Consider the following 17,427-nt stretch of genomic DNA (forward strand, 5'->3'; position numbering starts at 1 on the left):
CGGCCCAGCCCTCTTGGAATCGGCATCCGGATGCGGATGTACGGACGCAATTGACGAGTGAGGTCAACCCGATGACAGCTCATCTCTACTGGGACGAGGTCTGGCGCACCGACAGCGGGCGGACGGACTGGTCGCGGCCGCACCCATGGGTCGTGGACGAGGCCGCCCGGCTGCGCGCACTCGGTGCCAAGGATGTACTGGATCTCGGCTGTGGAGTGGGCAGGCACGCGCTCTTCTTCGCGGAGCAGGGGTTCATCGGCTCCGCCACCGACCGCAGCCCCGAGGCCGTCCGGGTCGGCCGGGCCGAGAGCGCCAGGCGCGGCCTGGACCTCGCCTTCGAGGTCGCCGACTTCACCGAGCTGCCCTACGCGGACGACAGCTTCGACTACATCCTCGCCTTCAACGTGGTCTACCACAACGACGAGCCGGGCCTGGCCCGGGTGCTCGCCGAGATCCGGCGGGTGCTGAGGCCGGGCGGTGTCTACCAGTGCACCATGCTCTCCAAGCGGAACGGGGAGTACGGACGCGGCAACGAGGTCAGCCCCAACACCTTCTGCCAACCCGACGCGCCGGACGACAAGGTCCACCCCCACCTGTACGCCGACGCGGCCGACCTGCTCCGCCTGCACGACGGATTCCGGCTGGTCGGCGCGACGGACGCCGAGCACGCCAGGCCGGGATCCTTCCACTGGCACTGCGTCTTCGAACTGCCCGGGGAGCGCACACCGGGCACCAACCACGGCCCCTTCGCCCCGAGGGCGTGGAAATAGTGTCCAAGGCGGCGCGTCTGCGCGCATTGCTGGAGCGGAAGGAGACAGCGCGCATCGTGGGGTCCCGCGACGCGCTGACCGCCCTCCTGGTCGAGGAAGCCGGCTTCGACGGCCTGTGGGCGTCGAGCTTCGAGATCTCCGCCTCCCGGGCCCTGCCCGATCTCGGCCTGCTCACCATGGCCGAACTGCTCGAGGCGTCCTCCCATGTGAACGAGGCCACTTCGCTGCCGCTGCTCGCGGACTGCGACACCGGTTTCGGAGGCAGGATCAACGTCGTCCGCACCGTCCAGCAGTTCGAGGCGGCGGGCGTCGCGGGGGTCTGCTTCGAGGACAAGGTCTTCCCCAAGCGCAACAGCTTCCTCCTCGGCGGCCAGAACCTCGAGGAGGCCGAGGAGTTCGCCGGGCGCATCGAGGCCGGAGCGCGGGCCAGGCGCAGTTCGGACTTCACCCTCGTCGCCAGGACCGAGGCGCTCATCGCCGGCCGCGGTCTGGACGAGGCGCTGCGCCGGGCCCACCTGTACGCGGACGCGGGCGCCGACGCGATCCTCATCCACTCCAAGAAGCGGACGCCGGTCGAGGTCCTGGAGTTCCTCCAGGCCTGGCAGGCCCGCACGCCCGTGGTGATCGTCCCGACGACGTACCCGCACTGGGACCTGGCGGACGCCCAGGCCGCGGGTGTGTCCATGGTCATCTACGCCAACCACGCGCTGCGCGCCTCGGTCTCGGCCATGCGTGACGTGCTCACCGAGATCCGGGTCCGGGGCGGTACGGGTGCGATCGAGGACCGGGTGGCCCCGATGAAGGAGCTGTTCGGCCTGACGGACGTCTCGAAGTGGGAGGAGTGGAGCGCGTGATCAGCGCCGAGTTCTTCTGCGCGGAGCTGGACCGCCGCGGTTTCGGCTTCTTCAGCGGGGTGCCGTGCTCCTTCCTCAAGGGGCCCTTCGCGCTGCTCGAACAGCGTGAGAGCTATGTGCCCGCTCCCAACGAGGGCATCGCCCTGTCCATGGCGGCGGGCGCGGAACTGGGCGGCACCAAAGCCGCCGTGCTGGCCCAGAACTCGGGTCTGGGCAACCTGCTCGATCCGCTGACCTCGCTCGGCATGGCGTACGAGATCCCGGTGCTGCTGTTCGTGAGCCTGCGCGGCTGGCCGAACGCCGAAGACGACGAGCCCCACCACGCCGCCATGGGCGCGGCGACCATCGGTGTCCTGGAGTCCCTCGGCGTCGCCCACGGCATCCTCGAGCCCGCACAGGAGAGCCTGGGCGCCCTCCTGGACCGGGCGGAGCGCGAACGTGCCCGGCGCCGCTCGTTCGTCGTCCTGGTGCCGGCCGACACCGTGGGCACCTGCGCGGTCCCCGCCCCCGCCACGGAGGCCTCCATGACCCGGGGCGAGGCCGTGGAGGCCCTGGCCGGGCATCTGTCGGGGGCGTTGGTCTACAGCACGACCGGCATGATCAGCCGTGAGCTGTTCGGCGTGCGGGACGACCCGCGCAACTTCTACATGCAGGGCTCCATGGGCCACGCCGTCGGCCTGGGCCTGGGCACGGCGCTGACCCACCCTCGGGAGCGCGTCGTGGTGGTGGACGGCGACGGCGCGGTGGTGATGCACATGGGCGGGCTGGCCCTGGTCGGCGAGCGGCGCCCGGCGAACCTGACGCATTTGGTGATCGACAACGGCTCGTACGACTCCACCGGCGGCCAGCGCACGCGCGAGAGGGCGATGCGGTGGGACGAGCTCGCCCTGGCCGCCGGGTACCGCACGGGCCGGATCTGCCGTACCCCGAAGGAGACCGACGCGCATCTGGCCGAGATCGCGGACCAGCCCGGTCCGCACCTGGTGGCCCTGATCGTCGGTCGAGGTGGCGCGACGCCGCCTCGGGTGACCTCCGCGCACACCAATGCCGAGGTCAGGGCACGCTTCCAGGCCGCGGCGGCCGAGCCCGCGAAGGGCCGGCGGTGATCGCGGCCCCCGGAGATTGAGAGAGGCCATGAGAAGAGTTCTGATCGCCAACCGCGGTGCGATCGCGGCGCGTGCGATCGCGACCTTCCGCTCGCTGGGGTGGTCCCCGGTCGCCGTCGCCGCCATGTCCGACCCTCAACAGCTGCACACCGCGGGCGCGGACGGCTGCGAGTACCTCGAAGGCACCGGGCTCACCGAGACGTACGACAACGTCGGCCGGATCGTCGAGGCGGCCGTGCGGTGCGGGGCCCACGCGGTCTACCCCGGTTACGGCGCCCTCGCCGAGGACCCGGAGCTGCCCGAGCGGCTGGCCGACGCGGGCATCGCGTTCATCGGCCCGTCGGCGCGGGTGCTCGCGGACGCCCGCGACAAGGAGCACGCCGTCACCGCGGCCGGGCGGCTGGGCCTGCCGGTCCTTCCGCACGCCACCGGGTGCGAGGAGATCACCGCACTGGTCGAGCAGATCGGACTGCCCGTCATCCTCAAGCCGGTCAACGGCTGCGGCGGCCTGGGGGTGCGCATCCTCCGCACCGAGTCGGAGGCGAAGCGGGCCCTCGCCCTGGTGGCCGAGGACAGCGGCGCCGACTGGTACGCCGAACGGTACGTCGACAATGGCCAGGTGGTCGGCGTGACCGTCGCCGTGGACGCGGCGGGAACGGTGACCGCGCTCGGCGAGCGGGAGAGCCTGCTGGTCGACGGCAGCCTGAAACTGCTGGAGGCCACGCCCGTGCGACGGGTGGGATCCGCGCTGCTGGACCGGATGCGGGCGGACGCCGCTCGGCTGGTCACCGGCATGGGACTGACCAACGTCGCCACGGTGGAGTTCATCGTGGGCGCCCACGGGCACTACTTCCTGGAGGTCAACGGCCGCCTGCCGCTGGCCTACCGGATGTGCGAGGCGCAGACCGGGCTGGACCTCGTGGCGCTCCAGGTCGAGCTGGCCCAGGGGAGGCTGTCCGACCCCGGCGCGATCACCGTGGACCGCAGTGTGCACTGCCTGGAGGCCCGGCTGTTCCTCGACGGACCGGGCCGGCTCGAGCGCCTGGACCTGGCGTCCGAGCCGGGGGTCGGGTACAACTGCGCACTCGACGCGTCCCGCCCGGTCGAACTGGACAACATCGTCACCCAGGTCCTCGCTTCCGGCGCCGACCCGGACGCGTTGGCGCGCTCGGTCCTGCGGGCCGTCGAACGCAGCGAGGTGGCCGGGATCGCCCACTGCGCCGAAGAGATATCCGGGTGGCTGCGGGAGTCGGGACTCGCCTGCGACAGCCGGGTACTGGGAGTCTGAGATGAAGAGCAACGACATGTTCGGCGACGTCCGCTTCCCCGTGGACCGGGAATTGGCGGCGGCGGTTGCCGCGAGCCCCGATCCGGGCACCGGGCAGGAGTGGCACCGGGAGTTCGCGGACATGGTCCAGGGCTGTGTGCGGCGGCACCTCGACGGCCTGCCCGGCTACTTCGTGCTGACCGGGCTGGACCACCTCTCCGAGGAGCAGGCACGCAACTTCACCCTGGCCGTCTCCCGTCTGGCCGGGGACCTGCTGCCGCAGGACGGCCACGGGGCCGTGCTGCGCGACGTGCGGGACCGGGGCCTGCGTCTGGGCGAGGGAGCGACCGGCCGCTACTCCGACAGCCGCCAGGGCGGCAGCCTGCACACCGACGCCGCCCACCGGCCGGGACGGCTTCCGGACATTTTCACGCTGTTCTGCTTCCGCCAGGCGCGCAGCGGCGGCGCTCTGGTCATGATGCACGTCGTCGACCTTCTGAAGGTCCTCGAGGATCACCCGGACCAGCTCGCTGCGCTGCGCCTGCCTGTCCATTTCGACACGCGGGACGACACCCCGGGCGCGCCCCTGACGACCCGGCGCCCGGTCCTCGAGTCCAAGGACGGCCGGGAGCGGATGCACTACCTGCGGGACTACATCGAGATAGGCCACCGGCACCCGCACGTGCCCGCGCTGACGCCCGAGCAGACCAAGGCGCTCGACCTGCTGGACTCGCTGCTCTCGCGTGAAGACCTGCAAACCCGTGGGCGCCTCGAACCCGGCGAGATGATCTTCATCGACAACCGCTCGATCGTGCACGGCAGGACCGCCTTCCAGGACGAGCCGGGGCCGGACGGAGGGCGACTGCTGATGCGCACCTGGATCGGGCTGCCGCAGCCGGTCCGCGCCCGCGGCGAGAGCCCGTCGGGCGTGCTGTCGTGACGGGACCGGTGGAGGAGCTGGCCGAGGCCCTGGAGCGGCTGGGGCTGGCCGAGTTCCTGGCCGACTTCCCCGGAGAGAGCGCGGACCGCCGGCAGTGGGCGCTCGGCGCGGGGGCCCTGGAAGGCACCCTGCGCACCACCGCCGGCTTCCTCCTGCTCGGTGAGCCGGCGGCGCTCGATGCCCTGCCCGAGGCCCTGGCCGCCGCGGTGCCGGCGTTCGTCGCCTGCGGCATCGCGCACGAACAGGGCGGCGAGGCCCAGTTGGCGGACGTCAGCCTGTTCCGCTCCCAGGGGCTGTGGCTGGTGGCAGAACCGCCCAGCCCGTTCCCGGTGCGCCACTACTTCGGCCCCGACTCGGTGGCGATGGCCAGGCGCGGCACGTACCGTGCCGGCTGCCGGGTCCTGGACCTGTGCTCCGGGCCCGGCCTCCAGGGACTGCTGGCCGCCTCTCGGGGCGCCGCGGCAACCCTGGTGGAGCTGCTTCCGGAGGCGGCCGCGGTGGCTCGGCTGAACGCTCGGCTCAACGGCCTGACCGAACAGGCCGAGGTACTGGTCGGCGACCTGTACGGGCCGCTCGGCGCCGACGCGGGGCCGTACGACCGCGTGCTCGCCAACATCCCCTTCCTCCCCACCGTCCCGGTCTGCGGACATCCGGCACCGCACGAGGGCGGGGCCGACGGATTCGCCGTGGGCCGCCGCGTCCTGGACGGTCTGCCCGGCCATCTCGGCAAGGCAGGGACGGCGTTCCTCACCGCCCTGCTCCTCGAGGCGGACGGTGAGCCGCTGTTGGCCGGGGAACTGCGCGGCTGGGCGGCGGCCGAGGGCTACGGACTCACCGTCACCGTCACCGACCGCATGGACGTCGACGCCGACTCGGACCTCGTCCAGACCGTCGTGTCGGACCATCTGGACAACGACCCGCGGGCCGACCCGGCGGCCGTGGCCGCCGATGTCGCGCAGGAGTTCGCCCGGTGCGGCGCCACCGCCGCCCGGCTCGCCTACCTGCGGGCCGACGAGGGGATGGCCGACTTTCGCGTCATCGACCGGGGCCGCGCCTGAGCGTTGCCTACCGTGGGGACCGGCCATCGGGCACGACCGGAAGGACTCTTTGTGACGGCGAGCGCGGAGCGCGGGTCCATCGACCTCACTGAGCTGGGCTCGATTCGCGAGGTGGGAGCGCGGCAGTGGGACGCTCTGGCCGGGGACGCCGCGCTCTATTCCAGCCATCTGTGGCTGGAGTACGGCGAGGAGCTGCGCGACAGCACCGCCCGGCATCTGCTCGCCTCCGACGGCGGCCGGCCCGTCGCCGCCATCCCGGTCCACCGCTTCACCGGCGGCGTCCCCCACTTCTACGACCCCGCGGTCCTCTTCCCGGACGCCTGCCCGGCCACCACAGCCGAGCATCCGCTGCTCCTCGGAGGCACCCGGCTCGGCTACACCTCCGAGGTCCTCGTGGCCCCGGGAACCCCGTCGCCCCTCGCGGACGAGGCCGTCTCCACGCTGCTGGCCCGGTTCCGTGCGCTGGGCGCCGAATCGGGGGGGCTGGCGGCGCTGCTGTACCTCACCGACTCCGCCGTGGAGCGGCTGCTCCCGTCGCTGGAGCCGCGGGACCGGTTGGTGATGATGGACGCGAACGCGGTGCTCGACATCGACCCCGACGGACTCGAGGGCTACCGCAAGCGCTTCACGGCACGTCAGTTCAAGTCCCGGCGGCTGGAGATGCGGCGCTACGACGAGGCCGGCTGCCGCACGCTGGTGCTCAGGCTGTCCGAGTGCCACGAGGACATGGGGCCGCTGTCCGCCCAGGTGCTGCGCCGCTACGGGCACCTGGTGACGGACGAGGGCGAGTCCGAGCGGTTCGCCACCCAGGCCCGCCTGTTCGACGAGAACTGCCGGATCCTGGCCGCCTACCAGGGCGACCGCATGGTGGGCTTCACCCAGTTCTTCTTCTGGGGACGGACCATGTACGCCCGCTCGCACGGGCTGGACGACTCGATCGGCCGCGAGGCCAAGCTCTACTTCAACCTGACCTACTACAAGGCGGTGGAGTACGCGGCGGCGAACGGCTACGGCACCCTGGACCTCAGCTGCGACGCGTTCCGGGCCAAGGTGACCCGCGGGGCGCGGCTCCAGCCGCTGTGGGGCCTTGTCCTGGACGCCCCGTGGCAGGGGAGCGCGCTGGACCGGGTGCGAGCCGAAGAGGCGGCCCGCCGAGCCGAGTTCGCCGGCTTCGACCCGGGCGTCGAGACACCGGTCGCCCGGCTGGTCGCGGCTCGGGACTGAACCGCCCGGCGCCGGGGCGCGCCGTCCCGGCCCCGGGCCCTGATCCGCTTGGCGCCCGTCCGGGGCCGGGGACGTCCCCCGGCCCCGGACCGCCGTCTCATGTCCCGGTTTTCGCGGCGCGAAGGTCCCGGCCGCGCTCGGCGACCCTGGCGACCGGTGGCACCGCGACACCGGCCCCCACCATGAGGCCCGCCAGGGCTATCCAGCCCGGCGGGCCCGCCATCAGGCACAGCGCGTTGAGAACCGTCGGGGCCACCGCCCCGCCTATGCCGACGCCCACGGCGAACACCCCCTGGTACTCGCCCTGAGCGTGTTCCGGCGCCAGCCCGAAGGACAGGGCGTACTCCCCCGCGGTGAACAGCATCTCCCCGAACGTCAGCGCGGCCGTGCCCACGAGGATGAGCGCCACCGCCGGCTGTCCGGGCACATGGGCCGCCGCGAAGACGGTCAGCATGGCCGCCGCGATCACGGGCCCGCTGCGGCGCATCGTCACCGCTCCGTCCCGCGGTGTCTCTATGCCCTTGGCCACCCGGGTCTGCAGCAGCACCACCATCGTGCAGCTGAGCGCGAAGACCAGCGAGACCGTCCACCGCGGTGCGTCGGTGTGCTCGGCGATCCACACCGGCATCAGGACGGTCATGAAGACGTCGAACATGACGAGGACGCCCGCGAGCAGGCTGACGGCGAGGAACGGCCGGTCGCCGAGGGCGTACCGCTGCCTGCCGGTGTGCTCCCGGGGGACCGGCGGCAGATGCGGCAGCCGCACCAGCAGCACGGCCGCCGCGAGGTACGACACGACATCGGCCAGGACCGCGATCACGTACGCGGTCCTGGTGTCGGCCTGCAGCACCAGCCCGCCCAGCAGGGAACCGGTGACCATCGCGAGGTTCTGCAACGAGTAGATGCGGGCCCGGTAGGCGACCCGGTCCTCGCCGCCCACGTACGCGACCAGTGCCCCGCTGATCGCCGGGAAGGCACCCCGTCCCAGGGCGATCAGGGTGATCACCACCAGGAAGCCGGCCATCCCGTCCACGGTGAGGAGCGCGGCCGCCGCGCCCGCCTGCGCGACGAGCCCGGCGATGCCCACCTCGCGCGGCCCCAACCGGTCGCCGATCCGTCCCACCACCGGGCCGGCCATCAGCCCGACCAGTCCCGCGGCGGTCAGTCCGACGACCACGTTCCCCGTCGAGAGGCCGACGGAGCGTACGAAGAAGAGCACCTGGAGCGGCGCCCAGCTGCCCGCGCCCAGGTACCGGACGAACAGGGCCGCCGCCAGCCCCCGCCGGAGCCCGTGCTCACTGGGCGGCATCAGTGCCCGGCCGGTGTGTCGGCGGCGACGGGCCGCCGCGGATTGACCTCCACCCCCAGTTTCGGCGCCAGCAGTTTGCGCATTTGCTGCGCGGCCGCCTCGGCCGTGTTCCCCCGCACGACGTCCCAGCCGCGCCGGTCCGCCCAGTCGAGCATGACGTCCCGCACCGCCGTCTGGTGGGACAGGAAGCTCTCCGGCCGGCACCGCGGGTCGCGTCCGCACTCGTACGGTGTGATGTCGCCCTTCTTCCGGCGCAGCGCCTCCTGCGGCGTGACATCGAAGAAGACCACCGTGTCGACGGGGGCCATGGCCTCGACGATGGCGTCCACCAGCTTCTCGGGGCAGCCCGCGAGCAGTTCGGTGGCGGCGTGCTTGATCCAGTAGCCGTCGAGGACGACCAGGTCCTCCTCGGCGGCACGCGCGCGCTCGGCGGCCAGCGTGTTGAGCCAGCCCAGGAAGAGCATCCGGGCCGGATTGGGCATCTCGGCGATGCAGACGCGCAGTTCGTCCAGAGTGGATCCCCGCAGGAAGCGGGCCTGCGGCACCTGGGCCTCCTCGAACACCTGCCACTTGCCCACCACCCGGAAGGAGAGCCCCTGGCTCCGCGACCAGCTCGCCAGCCGCTTCACCTGGGTGCTCTTGCCCGCCCCGTCAGGTCCGTCCATCGCAACGATCATCAGGTTTGTTTTCCTTTCTCAGGTACGTCACAGGCCGTCATCGCAGGTCGGTCTTCCGCCCGGCGGTCGAGGTGGTGCGGTGGTGTGCGAGCGCCCGGTCGATCAGCGTCCCGGCCGCACCCGTGTATCCGGACGGTGCGAGCAACTCCTCCAACTGCCCCGCCGTGAAGGCCTCGGACAGCTCGGGAGCCGCGGCCAGGACCTTGTCCGCGAGGGAGTCCGAGGCCGCGGCGCCGACGGCGACCCGGCTGACCAGCTGCTTGGCCTCGGCTTTTCCGAGCACGGGCGCCAAGGCCGCCGCCAACCGCTCGGTGACGACGGCGCCGCCGGTGAGGGCGAGGTTCGCGCGCATCCGTTCGGGGTGCACCTCCAGGCCCTCGGCCAGCTCCGACGCGGTCGCGGCGGCGCCGCCCACCAGCCGCAGGGCCTCGCGCAGCGGCTGCCACTCCCCGTGCCAGGCCCCGGCGGGCCGCTCGTCCTCGGCGACCGCGCAGTGGGTCAGTGTCAGGACCAGGGACGGGACTTGCAGGGACGCCGACCGGATCATGGCGGCGAGCACCGGGTTGCGTTTGTGCGGCATGGCGGAGGAGACACCCCGGCCGGCCTGTGCGGCCTCGCTCACCTCGGCGAGTTCGGTACGGGCGAGGTTGCTCACGTCGGCGGCGAACTTGCCGAGGGTGACGGCCGCCAGTGCGACGACCGCTCCCACGTCGAGGACGGGTGTGCGCCGCGTGTGCCAGGGGAGCACGGGCTCGGCAAGTCCCGTCTCCGCCGCGAAGAGCCGGATCAGCTCGCCGGTGTACGTGCCCACGTCCCAGGGGCCCCCGTCGGCGCGGTCCCCGGCCTGTGAGCCGGCGTCCCCCGACGCGGCCGCGCAGTGCGCCAGGCGAGCGTATTCGGCGTACCCCGCCAAGGTGCCCGCGGCGCCGCCGAGTTGGACCGGCAGGCCGCCGTCCAGCAGGGCCGCCGTCCGGCTGCGGACGTCGAGCACCGCGACCAGCCAGCCGGCGGCGCGCAGCCCGAAGGTGGTGGGCACCGCGTGCTGACCGAGCGTGCGCGCGGCGGCGAGGGTGTCGCGGTGATCGTCGGCGTGCCGGGCCAGCGCGGCCGCCGTGCGGTCCAGTTCGCCCAGGACGAGCCGCAGGGTGCGTGCCGTCACCAGCATCGCGCCGGTGTCGAGGATGTCCTGGCTGGTCGAGCCGCGATGGACGTAGTCGGCCGCCTCGGGCCGCTGCGCCGCGACGACCTTGGTGAACTCCTCCACCAGGGCCACCACCGGGTTGGCCGCGCCACGGGTGCGCAGGGCCAGCGCGGGCAGGTCGAGCGCCTCGGCGCGGGCGCACGACGTGATGGCCTCGGCGGCTTCCCGAGGCACGGTTCCCAGCCGGGCCTGGGCACGGACCAGCGCGGCCTCCGCGTCCAGCATCGCCTGGACCCAGGCCTCGTCGGTCAGCTCGCCCTCCGTCGCGGCGCCCACCCGCACCGGTGAGAGCAGACCGGTGTCCGGGCCGGGGCCGGCCGGCTTCGGCGTCGGACCGTCCATCAAAGGCTCCTTGTCAGGGACGTCGGGGCGGCGGCCCGCTCGGGCGGCCGCTCGGCCAGTGCCAGGACGCTGCGGGCTATCGCGTCGGAATCGCCGAGGATCACGGAGTCCACACCCGGACGGGCACCGGCCGCCGTCACCCAGTGGACCCCCTCGGTCGGCACGCCGTAGGCGAAGCGCCGCGGATGCGCCGTGCCCGAGGCGTCGAGCAGGTGGTAGGGCCGCTCGGTCACCGCGATCGCGCCTGTGCGGAAAGGGGTGTGCTCATCGTCGATCACATACTCCGTGCACTGTCCGGTGTCCCGCAGATACCTCAGCAGGGGGTCGCGCGTGCGCACCAGATCGGGTTCGGGCAATCTGGCCTCGATGAGCACCCGGGCGGTGACCGGCTCCTCCCCCACGCGGGGCGAGCCGGCGGTGAAGCGGCCGGACGCCTCGTCCGCCGCGAAGCGCGCCTGAGGCCCCAGCACCGTCAGAACACCGGCCTCGATCAGCGCGATCGCCTCCTGGATCCGCTGGACCGGTGGGCCGATGGAGACGTACGCGTTGAGCGGTGTGTAGCGGCCCAGGAGCTCGTCCCGGTACTCCGCGCCGCGCAGGCCTCCGTGGTCGACCAGCAGCCGCACCTCATTGCGAAGGTCCCGCAGGACGTCGAGGGCCGCCTTGTACGGGCCGCTCACGTTCCCCTGCCGCGCGAGGTCGACGTCCTGGCGCAGGTGCTCCAGGAGCCAGGTGTTGAAATCCGTGAGGCCGGTGAAGACCCGGTCGCCGCACGGGCGGGCGACCCGTTCCCAGTCCCAGCGCTCGCCGCGCGCGATGCCCAGGGAGTCGAGCAGCCGGTCGCGGGCGGCCGCGGACCAGGGACCCGCCGCGCTCGTCCGCAGCAGGTGCGCCGCTGCCTGGGCCTCGCCGCGCCGCTCCAGCAGGGCGGTGTAGTAGACCGTCTCCACCTCCTGTGCGACGAGCGGCCAGATGTCGTGGCGGAAGGAGGGCCGCGCCGAGCCGGGCCGGCCGCGCAGCCGGGCGATCGTCACAGGGGTCAGCAGGAGCGGGGTGTGCCGACCGAGGGCTCCTTTCTCGTTCTCGCCGCGCGCCTGGTACGGCACCCCGCGCCGCGATCCGGCGTACAGGAGCGGCTCGCGGCCCGAGCGGTGGTAGACCAGGCCCTTGCCCTTGGGCTCGAACGTCCCGCCGCGACCGAGCGTCAGCAGGGCCGCGTAGTCGAAGAAGTTCAGGCCGAGGCCGCGCAGGAGGACCGGCTCGCCGGGCTCGATCCCGTCCAGGGCTGCCTCGGCCGGGTTGGCCGGCGGCAGGTGGAGCAGATCGCGGCGGCGGGCGAACCCCGTGAGGGCCGCCTCGGCCGGGGTCGGTCGGGCCGGAAGGTGGCCCTGGGCCAGGACGACCGCGTCCAGCCCGGCCAGGACCGTGCCGCCTTCCAGGCGCACCCGCTGGCGGCCGTCGGCCTCGTCGTCGAGCCGGACGGCCGGGGCGCGGTGGGTCAGCACCTGCGCCGAGCCGCGTCCGCCCACGGTGCGCAGCACCCACTCCAGGTAGCGGCCGTACAGGGCCCGGGTGGGGTACGCGTTCGCTCCCAGCCCCTCGGCCTCGGCCGCGAGCGGCCCGGTCCGCGGGCGCTGCCCCGGGTCGGCGGCCCATTCGTGGAGGCTGGGTCCGGGCACCACGGGCCCGGCCATCCGCACGCTCTCGTCGGTGAAGAGGGTGACCTGGGACGCGATCGTGTTCATCATCAGCAGCTCCGACTGGTCCGAGCGCCACACCTGGCCGCTGCCCGGCCGCGGGTCGACCAGGTGGATCCTCAGCCGTGTGCCGGGGTCCAGCAGCCGCGGCGCGGACGCCGTGAGCCGCTCGAGCACGGACAGCCCGCGCGGCCCCGATCCGATGACGCAGACCTCGAACCAGCGCTCCCCGCCGGTCCGTCGTTCGTCAGTAGGCACCGAAGTACTCACGGTGCTCCCATGCGGTGACGTCCCCCGGGACGACGGGCCCGGCCTGTGCGAGCCAGTCCTGAAACCGGTTCAGCTCACTGCGCTTGAGCTGTACCAGGCAGTCGTGGAGGTGCTTGCCGAGCAGGGCGTGGGACAGGGGGCTCGCCTCCATCGCCGTGACCGCGGCGGCCAGGTCCTTCGGCAGGGCCGCGGCGGAGTCGGCGTGCGGGTCGACGGCCGCGCCGCCCGGCCGCAGACCGCGCTCCATGCCGTCGAGCCCGGCGGTCAGCTGCGAGGCCAGGTAGAGGTAGGGGTTGGCGCAGGGCTCGCCGATCCGGTTCTCCACGTGTGTGGACTCCTCGCCCGGCCCACCCATCACACGCACGAGGGCGCCGCGGTTCTCGGCACTCCACACGACGCGGTCCGGGGAGAGGGAGAACCTGTCCTGAAGCCGCCTGTAGCCGTTGACGGTGGGTACGCAGAACAGCGCGGTCGCCGGGGCGTGCTCGAGCAGTCCGGCGACGTAGGACAGCCCGAGGTCCGACAGCGGGTCGCCGCCCTCCCGCGGAGCGTCCCGCGGCACGAAGGCATTGCGCCCGTCGGCGCTGTCGAACAGCGACTGGTGCAGGTGCCACCCGCTGGGGTCGAAGCGGTCGAGCCCCGGCAGGGCCATGAAGGAGGCATGGTGGCCGAGGCGGGCGCAGAGCTGCTTGGCGACGGTGCGGAACAGCAGCATCGCGTCGGCGGCTTCGAGGCCGTCCATGGGGCTGAAGGTGAACTCCACCTGCCCCGGACCGGATTCGTGCTCGACGGTACGCAGCGGCAGCCCCATCCGGCGCAGCGCGCGGGCGATCGGGGTGAGCACCGGCATCAGTCCGTCGGTGAGGGTGTCCAGATTGAACTGGTAGCCCCCGTTGACCGGTTCGACCGCGGGTGGCTCGCCCTGGACCCCGAATCCGCCGACCGAGGCCGCGGTCACCGCCCCGGTCAGCCGGGTCACGTACCACTCGACCTCCAGGCCGACCACGTACTCCAGCCCGCGTTCGGCGGCGCGGGCGCGGGCTCTGCGCAGCACGTCCCTGCTGGAGAGGGGGTGCGCGCTGCCGTCGCGCAGGTACTCGTCCCCGATGACCCATCCGGTGGGAGCCTCGGTGTAGGGCAGCACCGTGAAGGTGAGCGGGTCGGGTACGACCAGGAAGTCACCGGCGCCGGTGAGTTCGGATATGCCGATTCCGCCGGCCGGCTCGAAGAAGTCGACGCCCACGGCGTGGCCGGTGTCGAACACGAAGGGGCCGGGGCTCATGTCGATGCCGTTGCGCAGCACGGTACGGAAGGAGTCCACCGTCAGCGTCTTGGACCGCATCAGTCCGTGCGGGTCGCCGAAGCCGACCCTCACGAACTCCAGGGAGTCCAGGGTCTGCTCCAGCTCCCGCGCGGCCTCGCGCTGTGCCTCGTCCCACAGACCGTGCCGTTCGACGAAGCCGACGCTTCCGGTGGAGAAGCGTCCGTACCGCCGCGCTCCCTTGTGCTGCTCGCCTCGGGCCCTCGTCATGTTGCTGCCTCTTCCAGCCGTCGTGCGGCGAGTCGGGGGTACCAGTGGTGCCAGGGGTTGATGCGTTCCAGCTGGTGGGCGACGGCCAGGACGCGTACGTCCCGGTGGAGACCGCCGACGAGTTGGAGACCGACCGGGAGGCCGTCCGGGGTCAGGCCGGCCGGGACCGAGATGGCGGGCTGGCCCGTCAGGTTGAAGGCGTACGCCTCGGACGCCCAGGCCAGCCACGACAGACGTCCCTTGGGTACCCGGCCGGAAGGAGCGGGCGGCGGCTCGTGCAGTTCCGCCGCGAACGGCGCGATACCCACGGTCGGCATGGCCAGGAGGTCGTACTCCGCCATCAGCGCCAGGCTGCGCGCCCTCAGGCGGGCGCGGCCCTCGTACGCGCGGGCCAGTGCGGCGGCGCTCAGCTCGCGGCCGTACCGGACGACTTCGAGGCGGTCCTGGTCGAGCAGGCCGGTGACCCCCGGCTCGTCCCGCGGGTGGGCGGCCGCCTCCCAGGCCGCGAGGATCGTCTCCAGGATCGGGTACGGGTCCTCGAACGGCGGGGCGATCTCCTCGATCCGGTGTCCGTGTGCGGCGAGCGAGTCCGCGGCCCGCCGGGCGACCCGGGCGATCGCCGGGTCGGGCTCGGGGGCTCCCAGCGAGGCGACCCAGCCGATCCGCAGCCCCGGCAGCCTCTCGGCCACCGGGTCCAGGTCCGCGGTGATCCGCCCGGGGACCCCGAACGACGCGGGATCGCCCACGTCGAACCCGGCCATCACGGACACCAGCAGGGCCGCGTCCTCGACGGTCCGGGTCAGCGGACCGAGGTGGGAGAGCTCCTCCGGGCTCCGGGGCACATACGGGACACGCCCCAGCGTGGGCTTGAAGCCGACCACGCCGCAGAACGCGGCGGGCAGCCGGATCGACCCCGCGCCGTCCGTGCCGGTGGCCCCGACGCCGATCCCCACGGCCATGGAGGCGGCCGCCCCGGCGCTGGAGCCGCCGGGGGTGAGGGCGAGGTTCCAGGGGTTGCGCGTCGGGCCCTGCAACCGGTTCGTCCCCGCCGCGCTCCACCCGCCCTCGCTGGTGTTCGTCTTGCCCACGACGACGGCGCCGGCCGCCCGGAGCCGGGCGACGGCGGGCGCGTCCCGGGCGGGGACCGTGTCGGCGTGCAGGAGAGAGCCGCGGGTGGTGCGGATGCCGGCCGTCGCCGTGAGGTCCTTGACCGTCACCGGCATGCCGAGCAGGGGCCGGCCGAGCCAGGCGTCGCGGCCCCGCGTACGAAGGAGGCGGTCCGCCGCTTCCGCCTCGGCCGTGGCCCGCTCGCGGGCGACCGTGAGGAACGCGCCGATACGGGGCTCCCAGTCGTCCATCTGCTCGAAGGTCGCGGCCAGGAACCGCGAGGGGAGCAGGCTGCCGTCGAGGTAGCGCTCCCGGACCGCGCGGATGCCCGCGAACCGGACGTCGGCGTCACGAGACATGGAAGTCCCGGTACCACGTGTTGTCGAAGTCGTCGATGTCCAGGTCCCGCTCCGCGGCCGCCTGGTGCACCGCCGACTGCACCCGCCCGACCGCGAGCGCCGCCCGCAGGTGGTCCAGCTCGAAGGGGTCGCCCGCGGCGCGCATCAGCCGCAGGTCGTACAGGCCGGGCCGAAAACGCCCCTCGAGCACGATGCCCAGGGGTAAGCGCAGCGCGTGCCGTACACCGAAGTGGACATGGCCTGTGTGGTGCTGGTCGGACCAGTTGGTGATGTCGGGCATCATCGGCGCGAAGAACCAGTCGTCGCGGCCCGGCGTCTCCTTCGTCCAGGACATGCTGTCCGGCAGGTAGTGCCAGGTGTTGTAGCGCATACGGGCGCTGTACGCGGACAGCGCCTTCGCCATCCCGGACCGGTCCTCGCCGAACTTCTCGCGGAAGGGCGCACCGGGCGCCACGCAGCAGTAGAAGTCGCGGGTGGCCAGGGCGGCCCGCTGCTGCGCGGGCACACTGCTGTGCAGTGCCCGCACACTCCTGGGCCCGCGCCCCATCACCACGTCGCAGTCCAAGGCGTCGGCCACCGTCTCGAAGAACCGGTGCAAAAAGCCCTCGTACGGGGTGCGGAACCCGGTCGGTGCCTGCCGCCGCGACACCCGCTCCACGAGGGCGTCCGCGTAGGCCCGCAGTTCGTCGGGCCCGGCATCGCCGGGGAAGGGCTCGCCGGCCGTGTCGGACAGCAGCGCGGTGAGCGTCGTCGGCAGTTCGTCCCAGCCCACCGGCTCGGCCATGAGCCGCTCTCGCTTGTGCAGGGACACCCCGTTGATCTCCCGGTAGAAGACCGCGCCCTCGGCGAGCCGTCGTGCCCGGGCGCCGGCACAGGCGCGGGCGAGCAGGTCGAGCTCACTGCCCGTCGGTTCGCGGCGCAGGTCCGGTATCTGCTCGCCGTACTCGGTCAGGCGCTCGTGCAGGAACTGCCTGAGCAGGTCCGGGGCGAGCTGGACCCCGTTGAACTCCTCGGCCCGGACGGGGGAGCCCGAACTGATGAGCGAGTGCAGGCAGACGACGAAGGCGGCGTCCTCGGCGGTCCAGTGCCCGACCGGGGTGCGCCGCAGCCGCGTCAGCACCGAACCCTCCGCCCCGGCGGCCATCGACCGTCCGGGCAGATTGCTGAACCGGCCCAGGTTGCTGTAGTAGCGCGTGCCCACGTACAGCAGTACCGGCGCCATGTGCACGAGCGCGTGGCCGATGGCGTCGAGCCGGGCGTGCACCCGCTCGGTGTCCTGGGCGGCAAGCCATCGGCGGATCTCCTCGAACTGGAGCCGCTGGACGTCGTCGGCCAGCGCACACAGTCGGCCGAGGGAATCCGGGCGCGCCTGCCACTTGAGCGTGCCGATCGGCTCGCTCTCCCCCTCCCTCCCGGCCTCGGGCCGGCTTCCCGCGGCCACGACGCGCAGCCGCCCGGTCGGCGTGAGCTCGAGCCTGTCCCCGTCACCGGCGAGGTCGCAGGAGTCCAGGCCGGCCGCGTGCGACTCGGCGAGCTCCAGGTACACACGCTCGCCGAGTCCCAGGGCCGCCATGCCGATCTCCTCGGGGATCATGCCGTCGAGGGTCGCCGCTATCCGTACGGCGTCGGCGGCCAGCCCGCAGCTGCGGGCCCGCTCGGCGGCCGCCTTGACCTGTGCGTGGAATCCAGGCGTCTTCAGATCCAATGCAGTCACC

14 protein-coding genes are annotated in these 17,427 nt (G+C 73.0%); 7 read left to right on the top strand and 7 right to left on the bottom strand.

Annotation, left to right across the window (positions count from 1 at the left end):
• Window positions 1-71: 71 nt before the first annotated feature.
• Genes IEY86_RS03960 through IEY86_RS03990 form a run of 7 tightly spaced genes read left to right on the top strand, consistent with a single transcriptional unit; the run spans window position 72 to window position 7,219 of the window.
• Window positions 72-770, top strand: coding sequence for a class I SAM-dependent methyltransferase (locus IEY86_RS03960; protein WP_189130090.1), 699 nt, complete (start codon window positions 72-74; stop codon window positions 768-770).
• Window positions 770-1,624, top strand: coding sequence for an isocitrate lyase/phosphoenolpyruvate mutase family protein (locus IEY86_RS03965; protein WP_265803755.1), 855 nt, complete (start codon window positions 770-772; stop codon window positions 1,622-1,624). The genes IEY86_RS03960 and IEY86_RS03965 overlap by 1 nt, the downstream gene beginning before the upstream one ends.
• Window positions 1,621-2,730, top strand: coding sequence for a phosphonopyruvate decarboxylase (gene aepY / locus IEY86_RS03970; protein WP_189130092.1), 1,110 nt, complete (start codon window positions 1,621-1,623; stop codon window positions 2,728-2,730). The genes IEY86_RS03965 and aepY overlap by 4 nt, the downstream gene beginning before the upstream one ends.
• A gap of 28 nt (window positions 2,731-2,758) precedes the next feature.
• Entirely contained in the window at window positions 2,759-4,018 is a 1,260-nt protein-coding gene (locus IEY86_RS03975) for a biotin carboxylase N-terminal domain-containing protein (protein WP_189130093.1), read from the top strand.
• A 1-nt stretch (window position 4,019) separates the two neighbouring features.
• Complete coding sequence (locus tag IEY86_RS03980; protein WP_189130094.1) at window positions 4,020-4,937, top strand: TauD/TfdA family dioxygenase; 918 nt, start codon at window positions 4,020-4,022, stop codon at window positions 4,935-4,937.
• Window positions 4,934-5,995, top strand: a complete 1,062-nt coding sequence (locus IEY86_RS03985; RefSeq protein WP_189130095.1) for a class I SAM-dependent methyltransferase — start codon at window positions 4,934-4,936, stop codon at window positions 5,993-5,995. The genes IEY86_RS03980 and IEY86_RS03985 overlap by 4 nt, the downstream gene beginning before the upstream one ends.
• A 51-nt stretch (window positions 5,996-6,046) precedes the next feature.
• Window positions 6,047-7,219, top strand: coding sequence for a GNAT family N-acetyltransferase (locus IEY86_RS03990; protein ID WP_189130096.1), 1,173 nt, complete (start codon window positions 6,047-6,049; stop codon window positions 7,217-7,219).
• Window positions 7,220-7,316: 97 nt separating this feature from the next.
• Here the strand turns inward: IEY86_RS03990 and IEY86_RS03995 are convergent, their stop codons facing one another.
• From IEY86_RS03995 to IEY86_RS04025, 7 genes are read right to left on the bottom strand one after another with little or no spacing between them, the layout of a single operon-like run.
• Window positions 7,317-8,528, bottom strand: a complete 1,212-nt coding sequence (locus IEY86_RS03995; RefSeq protein WP_189130097.1) for an MFS transporter — start codon at window positions 8,526-8,528, stop codon at window positions 7,317-7,319.
• Window positions 8,528-9,205, bottom strand: a complete 678-nt coding sequence (locus IEY86_RS04000) for a thymidylate kinase (protein ID WP_189130098.1) — start codon at window positions 9,203-9,205, stop codon at window positions 8,528-8,530. Before IEY86_RS04000 ends, IEY86_RS03995 begins: the two co-directional genes overlap by 1 nt.
• A gap of 37 nt (window positions 9,206-9,242) precedes the next feature.
• The gene (locus IEY86_RS04005) at window positions 9,243-10,748 is read right to left on the bottom strand and encodes a class-II fumarase/aspartase family protein (protein WP_189130099.1); all 1,506 of its coding nucleotides are present in this window, start codon (window positions 10,746-10,748) and stop codon (window positions 9,243-9,245) included.
• Window positions 10,748-12,703 carry an FAD/NAD(P)-binding protein gene (locus IEY86_RS04010; protein ID WP_229698144.1) on the bottom strand — a complete coding sequence of 652 codons (1,956 nt, stop codon included), beginning with the start codon at window positions 12,701-12,703 and terminating at the stop codon, window positions 10,748-10,750. The genes IEY86_RS04005 and IEY86_RS04010 overlap by 1 nt, the downstream gene beginning before the upstream one ends.
• Window positions 12,693-14,246 (bottom strand): glutamine synthetase family protein, encoded by a 1,554-nt coding sequence (locus IEY86_RS04015; RefSeq protein WP_189130100.1) that lies wholly within the window; start codon window positions 14,244-14,246, stop codon window positions 12,693-12,695. Before IEY86_RS04015 ends, IEY86_RS04010 begins: the two co-directional genes overlap by 11 nt.
• Complete coding sequence (locus tag IEY86_RS04020) at window positions 14,243-15,712, bottom strand: amidase (RefSeq protein WP_189130101.1); 1,470 nt, start codon at window positions 15,710-15,712, stop codon at window positions 14,243-14,245. Before IEY86_RS04020 ends, IEY86_RS04015 begins: the two co-directional genes overlap by 4 nt.
• Complete coding sequence (locus IEY86_RS04025; RefSeq protein ID WP_189130102.1) at window positions 15,702-17,417, bottom strand: hypothetical protein; 1,716 nt, start codon at window positions 17,415-17,417, stop codon at window positions 15,702-15,704. Before IEY86_RS04025 ends, IEY86_RS04020 begins: the two co-directional genes overlap by 11 nt.
• Between the last annotated feature and the right edge of the window lie 10 nt (window positions 17,418-17,427).

It is taken from the genome of Wenjunlia tyrosinilytica, from assembly GCF_014646055.1.
Lineage (GTDB): Bacteria > Actinomycetota > Actinomycetes > Streptomycetales > Streptomycetaceae > Wenjunlia > Wenjunlia tyrosinilytica.